Below are 15,577 nucleotides of genomic sequence, written 5' to 3'. Positions count from 1 at the left end.
CTCTGACATAACAAGGCAAGGAGGTTACATTTTGAGAAAGAAAAATGATTTGACAAATAATAATAAACAAGACTATCAAAATGAACAATTGGATTTTTTTCAAATAGTTGATCATTTCTTTCGTTCTGAACCAATCAGACAATTTATGAATGAGTTTGATTCTATGTTTGAAGGTTCATTTCCACAAAAATCGATACATGTTAATACTTTTGAAACAGATCAAACATGTGTAATTGATATGCAGATTCCACCAGTTAAAAAAGAGCAGATAAAACTGGAGCTCATGGATCAATATTTGACGATTTCCATTACAAATCGGGAAGAAATCAAAGAGTATAACGAAAATTCTTCAACTTTTAGAAGTTACTCATCACTTGACAGTTTGTCAAAAACCATTGTTCTTCCTTATAAGGTAGAAGAACACGAGATAAAAACCAAATATAAAAACGGATCTTTGCTTGTGACAATTCCTAAGAAATCTACACAGATATTACTTGAAGATGATTCTATATAAATATTCTACAATGTTTAATTAAATTTCGTAAATAGGTACGCTTAAGCAAATTTCAAAACAAAATAAAAACGCTTGACTCTCTTTTAATAGGCGCTAAAACGAGAGCTGGCGTTTTTTTATTTAACTATTTTTGTGAGATTTACTCCCGTATTTTGGATTTTCTTCAGGAGTTGGATCCTTCGCTAAATCCTTGGCTGATCTTGTAACTTCTTGATTTTTGATAGTATTTTTCTTCATCTTCATCACCTCCTTCTTATGATGACTTTAATGACACGGATTTACACGTTAAAAAAAATCCAAAAATTGTCGTGAGAGAAAAACGATTTACATCAAACAATAAATTAAGGAGGTGCATAGAATATGCCTAATAAAAATAATAAATTACCCGATTTCAAAGAACTTGATGACCGTTTAATTGCTGAGGCATCACATTCACCTTCTCTCGTAATTAAAACGAACTTGGACAAGGATAATGTGAAAGAAGATAATCCTTATGCAACAGATCATTCAAATTCTCCTGCATTTGAAAAATTTTTTAAGGAATGATGAAAGATGGACTTTACTCTCGGATACTTAAGAGAAGCATTATCAAATTACGATCGAAGCTCAGTATGTAAGAGAATCACTAACAAGTTAACAAATGGAAAATTCCATTCTGAATTAGAATTTGTTCGAATACTTGAAGAAGATGAAATTCAATTTTTAAATAATGTTTTACCTGATGAAATTAAATATGCGTTTAATGAACAAGATTTTATAAGAGGTAATCAGCTTAATGAAGTTTATGAGCTGCTAATATAATCTTTAAACAGGAGGTTCTAATGAATAGAAATAGTAATCATTACATTAATATCAAGTTCCAAACTGGGGCAATTGATCGTGAAGGTGTGAATGGCTGTCAAGTAGAAGATGTTATTAGCGTTCTCGTAGAACAATTAAAATCTCATCAAAACGGTGATTTTGCTTGCCCGGAAAACTCGATCGCTATTTCTAATCTTCAAACAGCGAACTATGCATTAAGAGTTAGAAAAGAACGGATGGAAGACAAACATAGAGGTAATGAAACACATGCAACATTTTAACACGAAGAAATATTCAAATACAGATGTAGAAGAAGTTAAAAGGTTAAATGCTAATTCAGGACTATCTTATCGTGAAGTAAAAGAGCTTCTTGCCAAGAAATATAGTAGAAAAACTTGACTTGTCGCCAAGTCCTAATGGCGAAAGCATTAGTTTTTCTTATACTATCATCCATAAAATATATTTACTTTCTGATAGTATAAAAAATAACTCATGATTTAAAGGGGCTGTCTCAACTTGACAGTCCCTTTAAAATAGGCTTCTATGTTATGTTACACATTATTTAAACATGGATGTTACACCTTTAAAAAGCCCGCCCATTTGATTAACAGCATTCATCATTTGACCTGCTGTGTCCATCATTTTATTAAAATCTAACTGTCCGTCAGATTTCTTAAATTGTGATATGACGTTTTGAAATCCACTAGGCTGAGGCTGCTTAAAATAAGGTAAGGGCTTTGGATATGGCGTAGGATAAGAATAATTCATAAAAGTATTTTCAACATTTCCATTATAACTACCATTACCATATGGCTGTTGGTAGGACTGAAATGGTTGTTGATATCCATTTTGATGGAATAAAAATTCATGTGCTTGAGACAACATTGGGTTTATATATTGCTGATTTTGATATCCAACAGGTTGGTGTTCATAGTATGGAAATGTTTGAAAGTATTCATTTTCTCTTCTCCGGGACCTTCTATTGAAATACGGGTATGTTTGGTGCATGTAGTTAAACCTCCCTATAGCTCTTTAATGGTACTGTATTATATGATTCATTTGCCTATAATGTGAAAGGAAAGCCGCTTTATCGAAAGGATTCACTAATAATTTATCTATGTTCATACATGAATATCGTTAGGTTAGTTCATATTAGGAAAGAGTCATGAAAAGGAGGTCATACAATGGCACGAGGTAAACATTTTAACCATAAAGAAAAAGGACATGCTCCTACAATTCCAAATCATGGTCAGGAAGTTACAGCTAAAAATACAGAACATGTAGAATATGACATAAAGACCGTTGGGACCGAAAACGAACGTCCTGTTAGTATAAAGGTTGATGAGTGATATAAAACGAATAAGGACGTACTCTTATTGAGAGGCGTCCTTTTTTTCTATTTCATCCATAATTGTATTTAATACATATTCAACTGAGTGATGTAGATTATGAAATCGTTGTTTGTTTACGTCTTTATAAAACGATTGGAGTACTACTTGCTCTATATTTTCCATGGCGGACTCAATTTGTGTTTGATGGATATATTTAGGTTTCTCCTTTTTTATCCAATCTAAAGCATGTTGTTCCCAACCATTTGCTTTATGTTTAACCTGTTCAAAAGTTGGTTTCACCTGCTCATAAAAGTATATGTCTGTTTTTTCAGGCTTAGATTGTAAAGAGTCAAATCTGCGCTTACATTCAGTTAAACATTTTAACAGATGAAGTGAGGATTTGATTAGATTTATATAGCTCAATTTGTTCACCTCAAGCTAATCATATCAAATTCTCCTCTATATTACACTTTTTTCATTACGCATTCGTTGCAACGACAGGGAATTGATATTGCTTATAATGATCTTGTTTATGATGTGTATTGTTTGTAATTGATGCATTTGATATTGATGTTAGTTGACGATCTATTTGATTAACTTTCTCCATGATCTTATTCTCAAGTATGGCTGGATTTTTATGGTGATCTAAGGCCATCTCTAGTTTTATTAATTCAGTTTCCAATTCTGCTAACTTTTCCTCAATTACACTTTTTTCAATCATATTTTTCATCATTCTCCCTCCTCTATTGCTATGTATTCGTCGTTTCATTCTTTCCCCCTTCAGGCTTGACAAAACTAGTTTCTATTCGGCAAAGAAAGTGAATTTATGCATTTTTCGACACCTTCTTTTGACCTGTATGGAAATGAGGATGATCGCACAAAATAACAGTAGGAGGTGCTAAAGATGGCAAAAAAACCTAAAGGTAAACAACAAACAGCTGAAGACAAAACAAAAATCCCTACTGATAAAAAGTTAGACGGTCCGAATCGTCCTTCTACATAAGGGCAACTAATCATTTAAAAAAGCAAGGCTCAATTGCCTTGCTTTTACCTATTTTCAAGTTCTTTTTATCCATTCCTCCAATACTCTTGCAATAGAGTCAAAAGGTGTAATTGATCTTGTTTATGTTTAAACCAATCCGTTACCTCATAATTTTGTGGTATTTTCTTTTCCTTAAACCATTTTTTTGTATTCTGACCATGAAACCAATCTTTTCTTTTTCCGTCTAATGTATGGGAGACAATTGGATATGCCACTCGTAACAAAGGAGTTTCTCTTCTTCTCTTTTCGGGAAAGTATTTTTCATAATCATATCTTGATCCAGTGTGAGGAACAATTTTTGCAAATGCTTCAAACTGCTGATATAAACCAGCGTGAAATAATAGCCAGCCTAACCGTTTTCCCAAGTCAATCCGATTAGTTAGGCTATGAAAGTTGTACACAGAAAAACCATATAATTTTCCTTGTAAAGTTGGAAAAATGACTGTACTGAAATGAAACAAATCTTGAAGTTTATACGGGATTGAATGAAAGACATGTTGGTTATAAATTTTTTGTTTAATAACAGGTTGTTGTATAACATTTTGTTCATTAATAATAAGTGAAATCATAAGGCGTTCCATTGATTGATGGTTCCAAAAATATTCCCATTCTTCTACCATAAACTTTGAGACACTAAAATGGGATAAAAGATAAAATAATGGTTTCTTATATCGTTTTGAATATTTATAAATAAGTAACTGGGGATAGGCATCTTGAAAAATGGTCCAGTTTGCGCGTTCATATGTCATAAATAATAAATTTCTTTTCTCTGAGTTAAGTGCTTTTCTAAACCAATTACCTTCAAGGTCTGTCATATTCCAACCGGCATTTCTGGAGACCATGCTTGCCAAGAAAGCCCATTTTATTTCAGGATGGCTAAAATAATACTTTTCATAGGCACTTGTTCTTGTAATATTGTCAATATTATATATTTTCGTTTCATGATGAATATGAGCAAGCAATGATGGTTCATTTACTAGTGTTTCTTTACTGTTTTTAATCATTTTCATCCTCTACACTCCTCATACTTCTATTGTTACCCGATAAAGAAGTATGTACGCATTAACAAAATTGAAACTTTTTTATCATTCCTTTTTCATTTTTTTTGGTATGATAGGTAGTAGTTTTAAAGAGGAGGTAAAGTATGATCTTTCGTTATCCTAACGGAAAGCCTTATGAACCAAAGGTTGAACAAAAGAAAAAACAGCCACCTTCTATTACCTACAGCAATCGTGGTATGTCACTTGAAGATGATTTAAACGAGACAAATAAATATTATCTTGAAAATCAAGTAGCTGTCATACATAAAAAACCAACACCTGTGCAAATTGTGAATGTGGACTATCCCAGAAGAAGTGCCGCTGTCATTAAAGAAGCATACTTTAAGCAAAGTTCAACTACGGATTATAATGGAATTTATCGTGGAAAATATATTGATTTTGAAGCAAAGGAAACAAAAAATAAAACATCATTTCCTTTACAAAATTTCCATGCCCATCAAATTGAGCATATGAAAAATGTCCTATTTCAAGATGGAATATGTTTTGTTATTTTATCTGCATTCAATCAATTTTATTATTTGGATTCTAAACATCTGTTAACCTTTTGGGAGCGGCAATTAAATGGCGGTAGAAAATCTATCACTTTAGACGAATTAAATGAAAATGGCCATATCATCCCTACTGGATATCAAGCAAGGATTGACTATATCAAAATAATAGATAAACTATATTTTTAAAGATCCTTAAATTTGAACTAAATTTGTAGTGAGAGAAAAATGAGTAAAGCCTATAATGAAAGGTTGGAATTACATGTCTGAACAATATAAGAGTCGTGAAGAACGAAGAAGAAAACAGGCTCAACAAAGTTCAAAGAAAAAAAAGAATAAAAAACCAAAAGCTGGATTATGGAAAAAGATCCTTATAAGCCTTTTAGCAATTGGTATTGTCGGTATGTTGGCCGGCGGTGTTACATTTGCTGTAATGGTTGCTGGGGCACCTCCACTAGATGATAAAAAACTAAAAGATTCATTTTCATCGAAAATATATGATATGAATGGTGAGGAAATCACCGAATTTGGTCAAGTTAAGCGTACATATGTACCGTATGATGAGATTCCAAAAGTTCTTGAAAATGCTGTTTTAGCAACTGAGGATGCACGATTTTACGAACATAATGGTGTTGACGTCATACGTCTTGGCGGAGCCGTTGTTGCCAATATTCAAGAAGGTTTTGGTGCAGAAGGTGCAAGTACGATCACACAGCAGGTTATTAAGAACTCTTTATTAACTCCAGAAAAAACAATTTCACGTAAAGTTCAAGAATTATGGCTGTCTTTTCAACTAGAACAAAAATATTCTAAGCAGGAAATTCTTGAGATGTATTTAAATAAAATTTATTTTCCTGGTAATGTTTATGGAGTAGCACAAGCTGCACAATCATTTTATGGTAAAGACTTAAGTGAGTTAGAACTTCATGAAGCAGCAATGATTGCAGGTATTCCGCAAAGTCCAAATAACTACAATCCAAGGACAAATCCTGAAAGTGCTGAAAAACGTCGTAATATTGTGTTAACACTAATGGCTAAGCACGGTTTTATTACACAAGCTGAAGCTGATGAAGCAAAAAGTATCCCTGTTCAATCAACTGTAATTGAGGATACTGAAAAAGCGAATCCATATCATGCATTTGTAGAAGAAGTAATCGAAGAAGTAAAAGAAAAAACAGATATTGATGCAGGATCAGCCGGATTACAGATTTATACGACACTGGACCCTGATGCACAGGATACGGTTGAGAATGTTATGAATGGTGATGCAATTGATTTTCCTGATGATGAACTTCAAGCTGGAATCGCCTTAATCGACACAAAAACTGGTGAAATTCGAGCAATTGGTGGAGGTCGAAATCAGCCTGTAGGCGGTTATAACTATGCTACTGATACAAGACGTCAGCCGGGTTCAACAATTAAGCCTGTATTAGATTACGGCCCTGTTATTGAACATGAAAAATGGTCGACCTATGAACAAATTACTGACGAACCATATACTTATAGTAACGGGACTCCTATTAATAACTGGGATCGGAGCTATAAAGGTACAATGTCCATTCGTGATGCTTTAGCAGATTCACGTAATATCCCAGCATTAAAAGCATTACAGAAAGTTGGGTTAGAAAAAGCCCAAGACTTTGCACAAGGATTAGGTATCCCACTGGAAGAAATCTATGAATCCTATGCAATCGGAGGATTTGATCATGGAGTATCCCCTCTCCAAATGGCAGGTGCTTTCAGTGCATTTGGAAATAACGGGATTTTTAATGAGCCATATGCCGTAAAGAAAATCGTGTTAAGTGATGGTACAGAAATTAGTCTAGCTCCAGATCCGGAACCGGCTATGAGTGATTATACTGCTTTTATGGTGACGGATATGATGAAATCTGTTGTGGAATACGGCACAGGTAAATCTGTTCAAATTTCAAGAGTGAATATCGCAGGTAAAACCGGAACAACCAATTTCTCCGAAGATGATAAAGCAAAATACAATGTTCCATCTGGAGCCTCAAAGGATGCCTGGTTTGTAGGATACAATCCGAATTATACAGCCGCTGTTTGGACCGGGTATAATATTACAGAAGACAGTGAGAAAGTATACTTAGATTCTTCTGACCAACGACTAGCAAGAGCGATGTTTAGAGAAGTATTCCAAGAAATAGCCGGTGATGATGAATCTGATTTTGAACAACCAAACAGTGTTGTTAAAAAAGCCATTGAAAAAGGCTCAAATCCGGCCAAATTAGCAAGTGAATACACGCCATCCAGTAATATTACGTATGAATACTTCGTAAAAGGCGATGAACCAACGACTGTTTCTAAGAAATTTGAAAAAGTTGAAGTTGATAAACCATCAAATTTATCGATTAACTACGATCAAGTAAATAATTCGATTAGTTTAAATTGGGAATATGGAGACACAGAGAATGTTTCATTTGAAGTGAAACAATCGATTGATGAGGGTCCATATGAAGTTGTAAACAAATCGAAAGACAAGAGTTTTACAATTGATGATGTTATTCCTGGAGCTATTTATTCATACCAGGTTGTAGCTGTAAGTGATGAAGATGAAAGTAATCGAAGTGCTGCTGCAGCGACAAAGGTACAGGTACCTGAACCTGAAGTTGATATTCCTGAATTACCTGAAGATGGTACTGACGAAGAGACTCAACCAGACGAAGAAGGTAACGAGGAAAATAACGAAAATAATCAGGATGAAAACAATGGGAATAACGGAAATAACGGCAACGATCAAAATGGCAATGGAGATAACAATAATCAAGATGGTAACCAAGACAACCAGAACGAAGATGGTCAGGGTGAAGGAAATGGTGAAACACCAACTGCACCAGATGTAGAAACAACTGTTCCTCCTACTAACTCAAATGGAAGTAACGAAGAAGAGGAAGAACCTGAAGAAGGACAATAACAATAGTTCTAAAGAACCGATTTATGATCGGTTCTTTTCTTTTTGGTTTCACAAAAGAAGATTACTTCATTTGAAATAATCTCCTTAAATTTGTTTAAGTGCAATTGCCTTTGCATATATTTTTTCACATTCATCAAAAAGTTGTTCTAGCTGAATAAAAGCGTGATACTGAGTTGGTTTTGACATAATAAATAAAAGCCGTTCTCTGCAATTTACCGGCTTTCTATAAAAATCATCCAGTTCCATATCGGAAGGATGCAGTCCAGGTACAGGTGAACGGTTTAACCAAAATAAACATGCTATAAAAAGAGAAACACAATGGACAAGTAAACGTTCCGATTTATTGGATCTTTCTTTTTCCTTGTATATCTCTCTTGCATTTCCCTTTAATTGTTTCCACTCACCAAAAATTATTGAAACAAAATCCTTAGGATTTTCCCAAGGATTAACTTCTAGTGTTTCTTTAAGAGCATATAACATATCAAAATAAAAAGGTTCATGTGAGAGGACTTGTGAAATAACGCTTATATCATCATGTTGTTGGAAGCTATTCTTATTGGGATAAAAAAGAGGATTGCGAAATGGTACAGGAATTTCCCATATTTCTTTCCTATTTTGCATTTATGATTTTTTCCTTTTTCATTCGCTTTTGTCCTTCTCTGCATATGTGTAATAATGGACAACTCTCACATTTAGGAGATTGAGCCTTACAATGATACCGTCCAAAAAAGATTAATCGATGATGTGTAAGTGACCATTCCTCTTCAGGTACTTTTCTCATCAGCGTCTTCTCAACTTCTAAGACGGAATCCTTCCACTTGCATATACCTAGTCTTTTACTCACTCTCTCAACATGTGTATCCACAGCAATAGCCGGTACACCAAAAGCAACAGACATGACCACATTTGCTGTTTTTCTACCTACTCCGGCAAGTTTCGTTAACTCTGTATGATCATTTGGTACTTCACCATTGTAGTGTTCAAGCAAAGTCTCACATAGCTTACGAATATTTTTTGCTTTGTTTCTAAATAAGCCAATTGACTTAATATCTGTTTGTAATTCTTCCAGAGAAACAGCAAGATAGTCTTCAGGAGTTTTATATTTCTTAAACAAGTTTTTTGTTACTTTATTTACAAGTGCATCTGTACATTGGGCTGATAACGCAACAGCTATTACTAATTCGAACGGATTTTCATGTACCAATTCACAATGTGCGTCAGGAAACATTTCCCCTATCGCATCTAAACATTCTCGGATCTGTACCTTTGTTAACAATTTTTTCACCTTCTTTTGATATAAACTCCTACGTTAGTTTTCAAGCCAATTATAAAAAGGTACCTTTCTTTGATACTCCTCTTGCTGGTCTGGCTTATTTCCTTGATTCCCCTGATGTTGACGGAATTTTCTGGAATGAGTACGAGCTTGATCTATCGTTCTAATGCCGTTTTTCTTCCATTCAAAAAGAATCCGGTCTATATACCGAAAATTAAGCTTTGCTGACATAACGGCTTCTCTTAACGCTGCTTTAATAATAACAGGGTCATAATCTTCTTGATCAATCCAAATAGACAGTGTTTCACATTCAAAAGGAGAAAGCGGACGACCAAATTCATTTTCAAAAACAGTATATAGGCTTTCGTCCTCTTTTTTGTTTTGCTCCTGTATTTTTCGGTTGCTTTCATTAATTAGAAAAGTATAAAGCTTATCCCATAGCGGCTTTAATGAGTAATGCTCAAAAAGAATAGACTCATGTTGATGTTCTTCTATCATTAAAAAACCTTTTTGAATTAAGTTTCTGAGGATTCCGGTACACTCTCCAGTTGAAATGAACATATGCTCTGAGAGTTCTGTTGGAGTAGGAAATTGATTTCCGGTTTCTTTAAATTTTTTTACTTGAAGAAGCAAAATAAGTTCTTGCTCGTTTAAACCTAGCTTTGCATAGTAATTTAATAAAATAACCGGAACAGATATATTTCCTGTTTCTTGTAGATCAATAAATTGCTCTTTATTCATTAAAAACACCCCTTACCTTATGGTAGTATACCATGTCATTTCTTCACATTGTATATAATAAGCTTCGGTTGATATTGCCAATTAATGAAAATGAAAAACTGACCCACATGAGAGAGTCAGTTTTCTTTATATTACGGATAAAGTCGATTTAATAAACGCGGGAATGGAATGGTTTCACGAACATGCTCTACACCACTTAACCAAGCAACTGTTCTTTCAAGACCCAGTCCAAATCCTGAATGTGGAACAGATCCATATTTTCTTAATTGAAGATACCAATCATATGCTTGTTCATCCAGCTTGTGTTCATCAATTCGCTGTTTAAGTAGCTCGGCATTGTGAATACGCTCTGAACCGCCTATGATTTCTCCATAGCCTTCAGGTGCAATTAAATCAGCACATAGAACCACATCGTCACGGTTTGGATCAGGTTGCATATAAAACGGCTTTAGGCTAGTAGGATAATGTGTAATAAACACCGGTTTTTCATAACTTTCTGCAATTGCCGTTTCATGTGGTGCTCCAAAATCATCGCCCCATTTAATTTCAGAAAAGCCTTTTTCATGAAGAAACTTGATCGCTTCATCATAAGTAATTCTAGGAAATGGCGCTTTAATTTTTTCTAATTTAGCTACATCTCTTCCTAAAGTATTAAGTTCAAGGGAACAATTTTCTAAAACATTTTGAATGATAAACGATACATATTCTTCTTGAACTTTAAGATTATCCTCAAATTCATAAAAGGCCATTTCTGGTTCAATCATCCAAAATTCAATTAAATGACGACGTGTTTTGGACTTTTCAGCCCTGAAAGTCGGACCAAAAGAGAAAACTTTCCCTAATGCCATTGCTGCTGCTTCCATATATAGCTGTCCACTTTGAGAAAGGTATGCATCTTCATCAAAGTATTTGGTATGGAATAACTCAGAAGTACCTTCTGGAGCACTTCCCGTTAAAATAGGCGGATCCACTTTTACAAACCCCTCATTATTGAAGAATTCATATGTGGAACGGATGATTTCATTTCTAATTTTCATTACAGCATGCTGACGTTTTGAACGAAGCCACAAATGACGGTGATCCATTAAGAATTCTGTTCCATGTTCCTTCGGTGTTATCGGATAATCGACAGATTCTGTAATCACTTTAATATTTGTGATCCCGAGCTCATAACCAAACGGAGAACGCTCATCTTCTCTAACTATTCCAGATATATATAAAGATGTTTCTTGGGTAATTGATTTTGCTTTATTAAATATTTCTTCCTCTACTTCTGCCTTTACGACGACACCTTGGATAAACCCTGTACCATCTCTAAGTTGAAGGAATGCAATTTTACCACTGGAACGCTTATTTGCAAGCCAAACTCCAATCGTTACCTCTTGTCCAACATATTTTCCAACTTCTGCAATTGTTGTTTTCACTTTATTCCCTCCATCAAGCAACGATGTATATCTCTTTTATGTACTTTACATCGTATTATTATACGTTTTTTTCTGAAGTGCCGCAATATAACGGAGATAAGGCGAAACTTTCGGATAATTTACATGCTACGATTTTTTTAAGGCCATATGCTTGATGATTTTCCCATCATAAAAGTTGACATAATCAAATGTATATCGATCTGATTCGTCTTGGTATTTTACTTCCCAAACAGGTATTCCCTCGTCCATACCAAGCTGGACACTAATAATATCTGAGGGATTATGCTCTTCATTTACACGTTTCAATGCCTCATTTTTTGTTATTCCAGCTGATTTTTTCTTTACTATCATTTTTCTTTCTTTTTTGATATTTGAAATCCATCCATATACTGGTTCATTTTCATTGGTTGTGGCTGTAATGATATGGTATTTTTGATCTGAACTAAATGTGTTAATTTTACTGATGTTTTTAAGGTTTGCTTCTTCTATAGCAAACTGCTTGGACTGTTCATGTCCATCCTCATACTGCCCTCTTGCAGTTAAATAACTTGATGTTAATATCCAAATTCCGGATATGATAAGAACTCCCAAGATAATTAATGGTATAACAATTTTTTTCTCCATTGTCATTTACATCCTTATGTACGGTATATTGTAAATACTGCTTTAGATTGGTCCTCTTGATCAAGTGCAAGCCCAAACATTAAGTCATTTCTTTTCAATGTTCTATTTAATACGTCAACAATTTTATATAGATCATCAGAATGATCAACAGTGACCGTTGAAACAATTTCAATTTTACTTTCCATGTAATATTCCTCCTGTCAAACACAAATATTGTAACTTATATGTCAGTTAGCTCTGGACACAATAACATTACAACAACCTATATTTTGTTGTATATTGATTAATTATAAAGTGAAAACATGTATGTGAACATAATTTTCTCCTAACTCACACCACATTTTATATGGCTGATCCTTTTATCAGCCATTTTTTTATTAAAAAGAGTTCATGTGTAAAGATCAAAACGTAAAGTCACAATAACATGCTACTCATTAATCCAATTATCGATTGCATGAGTTAAAAGGTGCATCGGTTTATGTTCAATTTCTAATTTAGGAATAGATGTGATAAAATCTCTTCCATATTTAGTCGATAGGATCCGATTATCTAATATAAACAAAATCCCCTTATCCTTTTCATTTCGAATTAATCTTCCAAATCCTTGTTTAAATCGTAAAATAGCCTCCGGAAGTGAATAGTTGTAAAAAGAGTTCATACCTTTGCTTTCTAAATGTTGACATGTAGCCGCAACGGTTGGTTCATCTGGAGAGGCAAACGGAAGACGCACAATCATTAAGGCTTTTAGTTGATTACCGGGAAAATCAACACCTTCCCAAAAACTGCTTGTCCCTAATAAAATGGCTTTATCAAACTGACGGAAGTTTTTGGTTAACTTACTTCGGCTTCCACTTCCTGTACCCTGTCCCATGATAACAAAATCCTCTAGTGTTTCATCTTCCTTTAACAGGGCATACGTTTTTCTTAACATTTCATAAGAAGTAAACAATACAAGCAACTTACCTTCTGTTATCTGTGAAACAGTACTTATATGTACAGCAATTGCTTCTGAATACTCCTCGATTGTAACATCATTTACATTTGGCATATCACTAGGAATAAACATTTTAACTTGATTTTCATAGTTAAATGGGGTTTCTATTCGTAATTGCTTTGGGTAAAAATCTGACAGGCCTAGAGTTTGCAACATGTATGTAAACGATTTTTTTATTGTTAATGTTGCAGATGTTAAAATTGCACTTTGAATGTGTGAAAAAAATTCATCAGCCAAATAATCATTTACTTCTATGGGTTGTGCATATATAGACACAGCATTTTTCGCACCTTTAGTATCTATTTCTATCCACCTTACGACTAAATCATTATGTTCAAAAAATAAAAAATCAAAGTGATTTTTATACCTTTCCAACAATGAAATACTCTGCTTAAAGTCTTCAAGAATTAACTTTTCCTTTATAGACTTAGACCTTATATAAGATTCATCAATTCCCTGACTTTCTTTTTCCATTAAATGAATGATATCTTTCATCATGAATTGAAGTCTTTTAGCTAACTCTAATAATGAATCCCAAGTTCGGTTATTCTCCTTATTTGGAAGATATCGATAGGATGCTCGATTTAATGGGCTATCCTTTCTCTGTTTTAATACATATGAATGCAACCCTGCAAAAAATTGGTGGTTTTCCTCTTGTAACTGAACAAGTAGATCGTCAATTTTATAAAATGAAGCTGAGAATTTATGTTCATTTTGAATTTTGACAAACTTTTTTAATAGTCCTGTTGAATGTGTATTTCCAAGGTTATGTATCAAGTGATGCAAATCTAAATAATGAAATCTTACACCAAGCTGTTCAGTTGCTACATGTTGAAAGTGATGTGCTTCATCAATGATTACTTCCTGATACGTTGGTAAAATCTTTTGGTCACGGGATAAGTCTGATAATAACAGAGCATGGTTCGTAATAACTATATTTGCGGATAAAGCCTTTTCCTTTGCTTGTTGATAAAAACAATACGTTTGAAAAGGGTTGTTTAAAAATGATGATTGATCAACATGTAGATTATCCCATATTGTTTTACCTCCAGAGGGTAAATTTAATTCATCCAAGTCTCCGCTGACAGTTTCTGTTAACCAAATTAATATTTGAGCTTTAGTTAATATATAGTCATAATTATCATCAGAATCTTTTAACGATTGTTCAAACTTTTGCAAGCATAAATAATGACTTTGGCCTTTTAAAAGTGTTGCTGAAAAAGATACTGGTAAAAGTTTCTTTAAAATGGGAATTTCCTGCTCCATTATTTGCATCTGTAAGTTATTCGTATACGTACTAATAACAATGGGTCTTGATTCTTGTAGAGAATAAAAGATGGCTGAGACAAGGTAAGCCATCGTTTTTCCGATTCCTGTTGCTGCTTCAATTAATACATGTTGATGAGTTAAGAAGGCCTCAATGATATCTTCAATCATTTTTATCTGACCTACCCTTTCATGAAATAAAGGGAAAGCTCTTTTTATCTCATCATTTTTATTCGAAAAAAGGTCCAAAAATTGTTCCTTTGAGAAATCGAGAGTCGATGATGCTTCATTTACTTTCATTCTTTTTCTCAATGCCAATGTTCTTACAATCTCAATTTCAGGATGTATTTGTTGTTCTAAATTCACTAATTTTTCTGAAAGGATCTGTTCAAATACTTCTTCCATATCACTAATAAATGACCTTGACAGCCTTGAAAGCTGTTGAAGTGTGATAATTGGTAACTCAGTAAATTTTGTTATAATATGTAAAAACAGCAAGGCTGTGGCTTCGGCATCACTATCAGCGCGATGGGGGTTTTCGTGATCCATTTTGAACTCTTCACTTAAATCCGAGAGTTTATAACTTTTCTCAGTAGGAAATGCCATTCTCGATAATTCCACTGTATCAATTACCGGTCCTGAAAATTGGTATCCGCATCTCATAAATTCTTCCTGTAAAAATGATAAGTCAAAATACACATTATGTGCTATAAAATACGAATCCTTGAGTAAAGTATGAATATCCTTTACAATTTCATCAAATGTTGGTGCATGACTAACCATTTCGTTTGTTATACCTGTTAATTGTTCAATAAATAAAGGAATGCTTTGTAATGGATTAACAAAGCTCATATATCGATCAACAATTTTATTATTCTCAATGACAACAGCCGCAATTTGTATAATTCTATCTCCCTTTTTAGGAGAATTCCCTGTCGTTTCTAAGTCAATAACAACATAACGTTGTACTTTCAAATTAAACACCTCTATTATTTCAAAAAGCTTCTCCGAATAATATACACCGAAGGATCTTTTTCTCATTGCCTGTTGTAATAGTTTACCCTAATCTGAAGGAGTTTTGAATAA

General features: G+C 33.8%; 20 protein-coding genes. 9 read left to right on the top strand and 11 right to left on the bottom strand.

Annotated features, from left to right (window positions below; translation table 11 throughout):
- Positions 1-31 precede the first annotated feature (31 nt).
- From LC095_RS02745 to LC095_RS26710, 5 genes are all read left to right on the top strand, one after another.
- Positions 32-514 (top strand): Hsp20/alpha crystallin family protein, encoded by a 483-nt coding sequence (locus LC095_RS02745; protein WP_226526685.1) that lies wholly within the window; start codon positions 32-34, stop codon positions 512-514.
- Positions 515-874: 360 nt separating this feature from the next.
- Positions 875-1,060 carry a hypothetical protein gene (locus LC095_RS02740; protein WP_226526684.1) on the top strand — a complete coding sequence of 62 codons (186 nt, stop codon included), beginning with the start codon at positions 875-877 and terminating at the stop codon, positions 1,058-1,060.
- Positions 1,061-1,066: 6 nt separating this feature from the next.
- Positions 1,067-1,315 (top strand): sigma-G-dependent sporulation-specific acid-soluble spore protein CsgA, encoded by a 249-nt coding sequence (locus LC095_RS02735; RefSeq protein ID WP_226526683.1) that lies wholly within the window; start codon positions 1,067-1,069, stop codon positions 1,313-1,315.
- Between the two features lie 20 nt (positions 1,316-1,335).
- A complete protein-coding gene (locus LC095_RS02730) occupies positions 1,336-1,596 on the top strand; it encodes a hypothetical protein (protein WP_226526682.1) in 261 nt (86 codons plus the stop codon).
- On the top strand, positions 1,583-1,714 hold the full coding sequence (locus tag LC095_RS26710; protein WP_264195884.1) for a hypothetical protein: 132 nt from the start codon (positions 1,583-1,585) through the stop codon (positions 1,712-1,714). Before LC095_RS02730 ends, LC095_RS26710 begins: the two co-directional genes overlap by 14 nt.
- A gap of 159 nt (positions 1,715-1,873) precedes the next feature.
- Here the strand turns inward: LC095_RS26710 and LC095_RS02725 are convergent, their stop codons facing one another.
- Positions 1,874-2,323 (bottom strand): YppG family protein, encoded by a 450-nt coding sequence (locus LC095_RS02725; RefSeq protein ID WP_226526681.1) that lies wholly within the window; start codon positions 2,321-2,323, stop codon positions 1,874-1,876.
- 176 nt (positions 2,324-2,499) lie between these two features.
- Between LC095_RS02725 and LC095_RS02720 the strand changes: the two genes are divergently transcribed.
- A complete protein-coding gene (locus tag LC095_RS02720) occupies positions 2,500-2,664 on the top strand; it encodes a hypothetical protein (protein WP_169908195.1) in 165 nt (54 codons plus the stop codon).
- Between the two features lie 24 nt (positions 2,665-2,688).
- Here the strand turns inward: LC095_RS02720 and LC095_RS02715 are convergent, their stop codons facing one another.
- On the bottom strand, positions 2,689-3,069 hold the full coding sequence (locus LC095_RS02715) for a YppE family protein (RefSeq protein WP_226526680.1): 381 nt from the start codon (positions 3,067-3,069) through the stop codon (positions 2,689-2,691).
- A 55-nt stretch (positions 3,070-3,124) separates the two neighbouring features.
- Entirely contained in the window at positions 3,125-3,376 is a 252-nt protein-coding gene (locus LC095_RS02710; RefSeq protein ID WP_226526679.1) for a hypothetical protein, read from the bottom strand.
- A gap of 174 nt (positions 3,377-3,550) precedes the next feature.
- Between LC095_RS02710 and LC095_RS02705 the strand changes: the two genes are divergently transcribed.
- Complete coding sequence (locus LC095_RS02705) at positions 3,551-3,649, top strand: hypothetical protein (RefSeq protein ID WP_034332300.1); 99 nt, start codon at positions 3,551-3,553, stop codon at positions 3,647-3,649.
- A gap of 65 nt (positions 3,650-3,714) precedes the next feature.
- Here LC095_RS02705 and LC095_RS02700 read toward each other — a convergent pair whose 3' ends face one another.
- Entirely contained in the window at positions 3,715-4,698 is a 984-nt protein-coding gene (locus LC095_RS02700; RefSeq protein WP_226526678.1) for a DUF2515 domain-containing protein, read from the bottom strand.
- A 137-nt stretch (positions 4,699-4,835) separates the two neighbouring features.
- Here LC095_RS02700 and recU point away from each other — a divergent pair, with 137 nt between their 5' ends.
- Together recU and LC095_RS02690 are read left to right on the top strand one after the other, a co-directional pair.
- Positions 4,836-5,426: a Holliday junction resolvase RecU gene (gene recU / locus LC095_RS02695; protein ID WP_319005750.1), complete on the top strand. Its 591-nt coding sequence runs from the start codon at positions 4,836-4,838 to the stop codon at positions 5,424-5,426.
- 73 nt (positions 5,427-5,499) lie between these two features.
- Complete coding sequence (locus LC095_RS02690; RefSeq protein WP_413467445.1) at positions 5,500-8,169, top strand: PBP1A family penicillin-binding protein; 2,670 nt, start codon at positions 5,500-5,502, stop codon at positions 8,167-8,169.
- A gap of 84 nt (positions 8,170-8,253) precedes the next feature.
- Here LC095_RS02690 and LC095_RS02685 read toward each other — a convergent pair whose 3' ends face one another.
- From LC095_RS02685 to dinG, 7 genes are all read right to left on the bottom strand, one after another.
- On the bottom strand, positions 8,254-8,790 hold the full coding sequence (locus LC095_RS02685; protein ID WP_226526675.1) for a YpoC family protein: 537 nt from the start codon (positions 8,788-8,790) through the stop codon (positions 8,254-8,256).
- A complete protein-coding gene (nth, locus tag LC095_RS02680) occupies positions 8,780-9,445 on the bottom strand; it encodes an endonuclease III (protein WP_226526674.1) in 666 nt (221 codons plus the stop codon). Before nth ends, LC095_RS02685 begins: the two co-directional genes overlap by 11 nt.
- Positions 9,446-9,478: 33 nt before the next feature.
- A complete protein-coding gene (locus tag LC095_RS02675; protein ID WP_226526673.1) occupies positions 9,479-10,183 on the bottom strand; it encodes a DnaD domain-containing protein in 705 nt (234 codons plus the stop codon).
- Between the two features lie 131 nt (positions 10,184-10,314).
- Positions 10,315-11,607, bottom strand: a complete 1,293-nt coding sequence (gene asnS / locus LC095_RS02670; RefSeq protein ID WP_226526672.1) for an asparagine--tRNA ligase — start codon at positions 11,605-11,607, stop codon at positions 10,315-10,317.
- Positions 11,608-11,733: 126 nt separating this feature from the next.
- A complete protein-coding gene (locus tag LC095_RS02665; RefSeq protein ID WP_226526671.1) occupies positions 11,734-12,231 on the bottom strand; it encodes a DUF5590 domain-containing protein in 498 nt (165 codons plus the stop codon).
- 14 nt (positions 12,232-12,245) lie between these two features.
- Positions 12,246-12,416 carry a YpmA family protein gene (locus LC095_RS02660; RefSeq protein WP_226526670.1) on the bottom strand — a complete coding sequence of 57 codons (171 nt, stop codon included), beginning with the start codon at positions 12,414-12,416 and terminating at the stop codon, positions 12,246-12,248.
- 242 nt (positions 12,417-12,658) lie between these two features.
- A complete protein-coding gene (gene dinG / locus LC095_RS02655) occupies positions 12,659-15,466 on the bottom strand; it encodes an ATP-dependent DNA helicase DinG (protein ID WP_226526669.1) in 2,808 nt (935 codons plus the stop codon).
- Positions 15,467-15,577: the final 111 nt, after the last annotated feature.

Origin of the sequence: Metabacillus niabensis, assembly GCF_020524345.1 — a bacterium.
Lineage (GTDB): Bacteria > Bacillota > Bacilli > Bacillales > Bacillaceae > Metabacillus > Metabacillus niabensis_B.
The sequence above is the reverse complement of the archived record's forward strand: the minus strand, read 5'-3'. Positions and strand labels throughout refer to the sequence as shown.

What these genes read in the sequence shown, in the direction of transcription:
- LC095_RS02735 (WP_226526683.1), top strand. Translation starts at nt 1,067, where the DNA reads ATGGACTTTACTCTCGGATACTTAAGAGAAGCATTATCAAATTACGAT.
- LC095_RS02685 (WP_226526675.1), bottom strand. Translation starts at nt 8,790, where the DNA reads ATGCAAAATAGGAAAGAAATATGGGAAATTCCTGTACCATTTCGCAAT.
- LC095_RS02740 (WP_226526684.1), top strand. Translation starts at nt 875, where the DNA reads ATGCCTAATAAAAATAATAAATTACCCGATTTCAAAGAACTTGATGAC.
- LC095_RS02690 (WP_413467445.1), top strand. Translation starts at nt 5,500, where the DNA reads ATGTCTGAACAATATAAGAGTCGTGAAGAACGAAGAAGAAAACAGGCT.
- LC095_RS26710 (WP_264195884.1), top strand. Translation starts at nt 1,583, where the DNA reads ATGCAACATTTTAACACGAAGAAATATTCAAATACAGATGTAGAAGAA.
- LC095_RS02710 (WP_226526679.1), bottom strand. Translation starts at nt 3,376, where the DNA reads ATGAAAAATATGATTGAAAAAAGTGTAATTGAGGAAAAGTTAGCAGAA.
- LC095_RS02660 (WP_226526670.1), bottom strand. Translation starts at nt 12,416, where the DNA reads ATGGAAAGTAAAATTGAAATTGTTTCAACGGTCACTGTTGATCATTCT.
- LC095_RS02720 (WP_169908195.1), top strand. Translation starts at nt 2,500, where the DNA reads ATGGCACGAGGTAAACATTTTAACCATAAAGAAAAAGGACATGCTCCT.
- LC095_RS02665 (WP_226526671.1), bottom strand. Translation starts at nt 12,231, where the DNA reads ATGGAGAAAAAAATTGTTATACCATTAATTATCTTGGGAGTTCTTATC.
- LC095_RS02725 (WP_226526681.1), bottom strand. Translation starts at nt 2,323, where the DNA reads ATGCACCAAACATACCCGTATTTCAATAGAAGGTCCCGGAGAAGAGAA.
- LC095_RS02700 (WP_226526678.1), bottom strand. Translation starts at nt 4,698, where the DNA reads ATGAAAATGATTAAAAACAGTAAAGAAACACTAGTAAATGAACCATCA.
- LC095_RS02675 (WP_226526673.1), bottom strand. Translation starts at nt 10,183, where the DNA reads ATGAATAAAGAGCAATTTATTGATCTACAAGAAACAGGAAATATATCT.
- LC095_RS02705 (WP_034332300.1), top strand. Translation starts at nt 3,551, where the DNA reads ATGGCAAAAAAACCTAAAGGTAAACAACAAACAGCTGAAGACAAAACA.
- LC095_RS02730 (WP_226526682.1), top strand. Translation starts at nt 1,336, where the DNA reads ATGAATAGAAATAGTAATCATTACATTAATATCAAGTTCCAAACTGGG.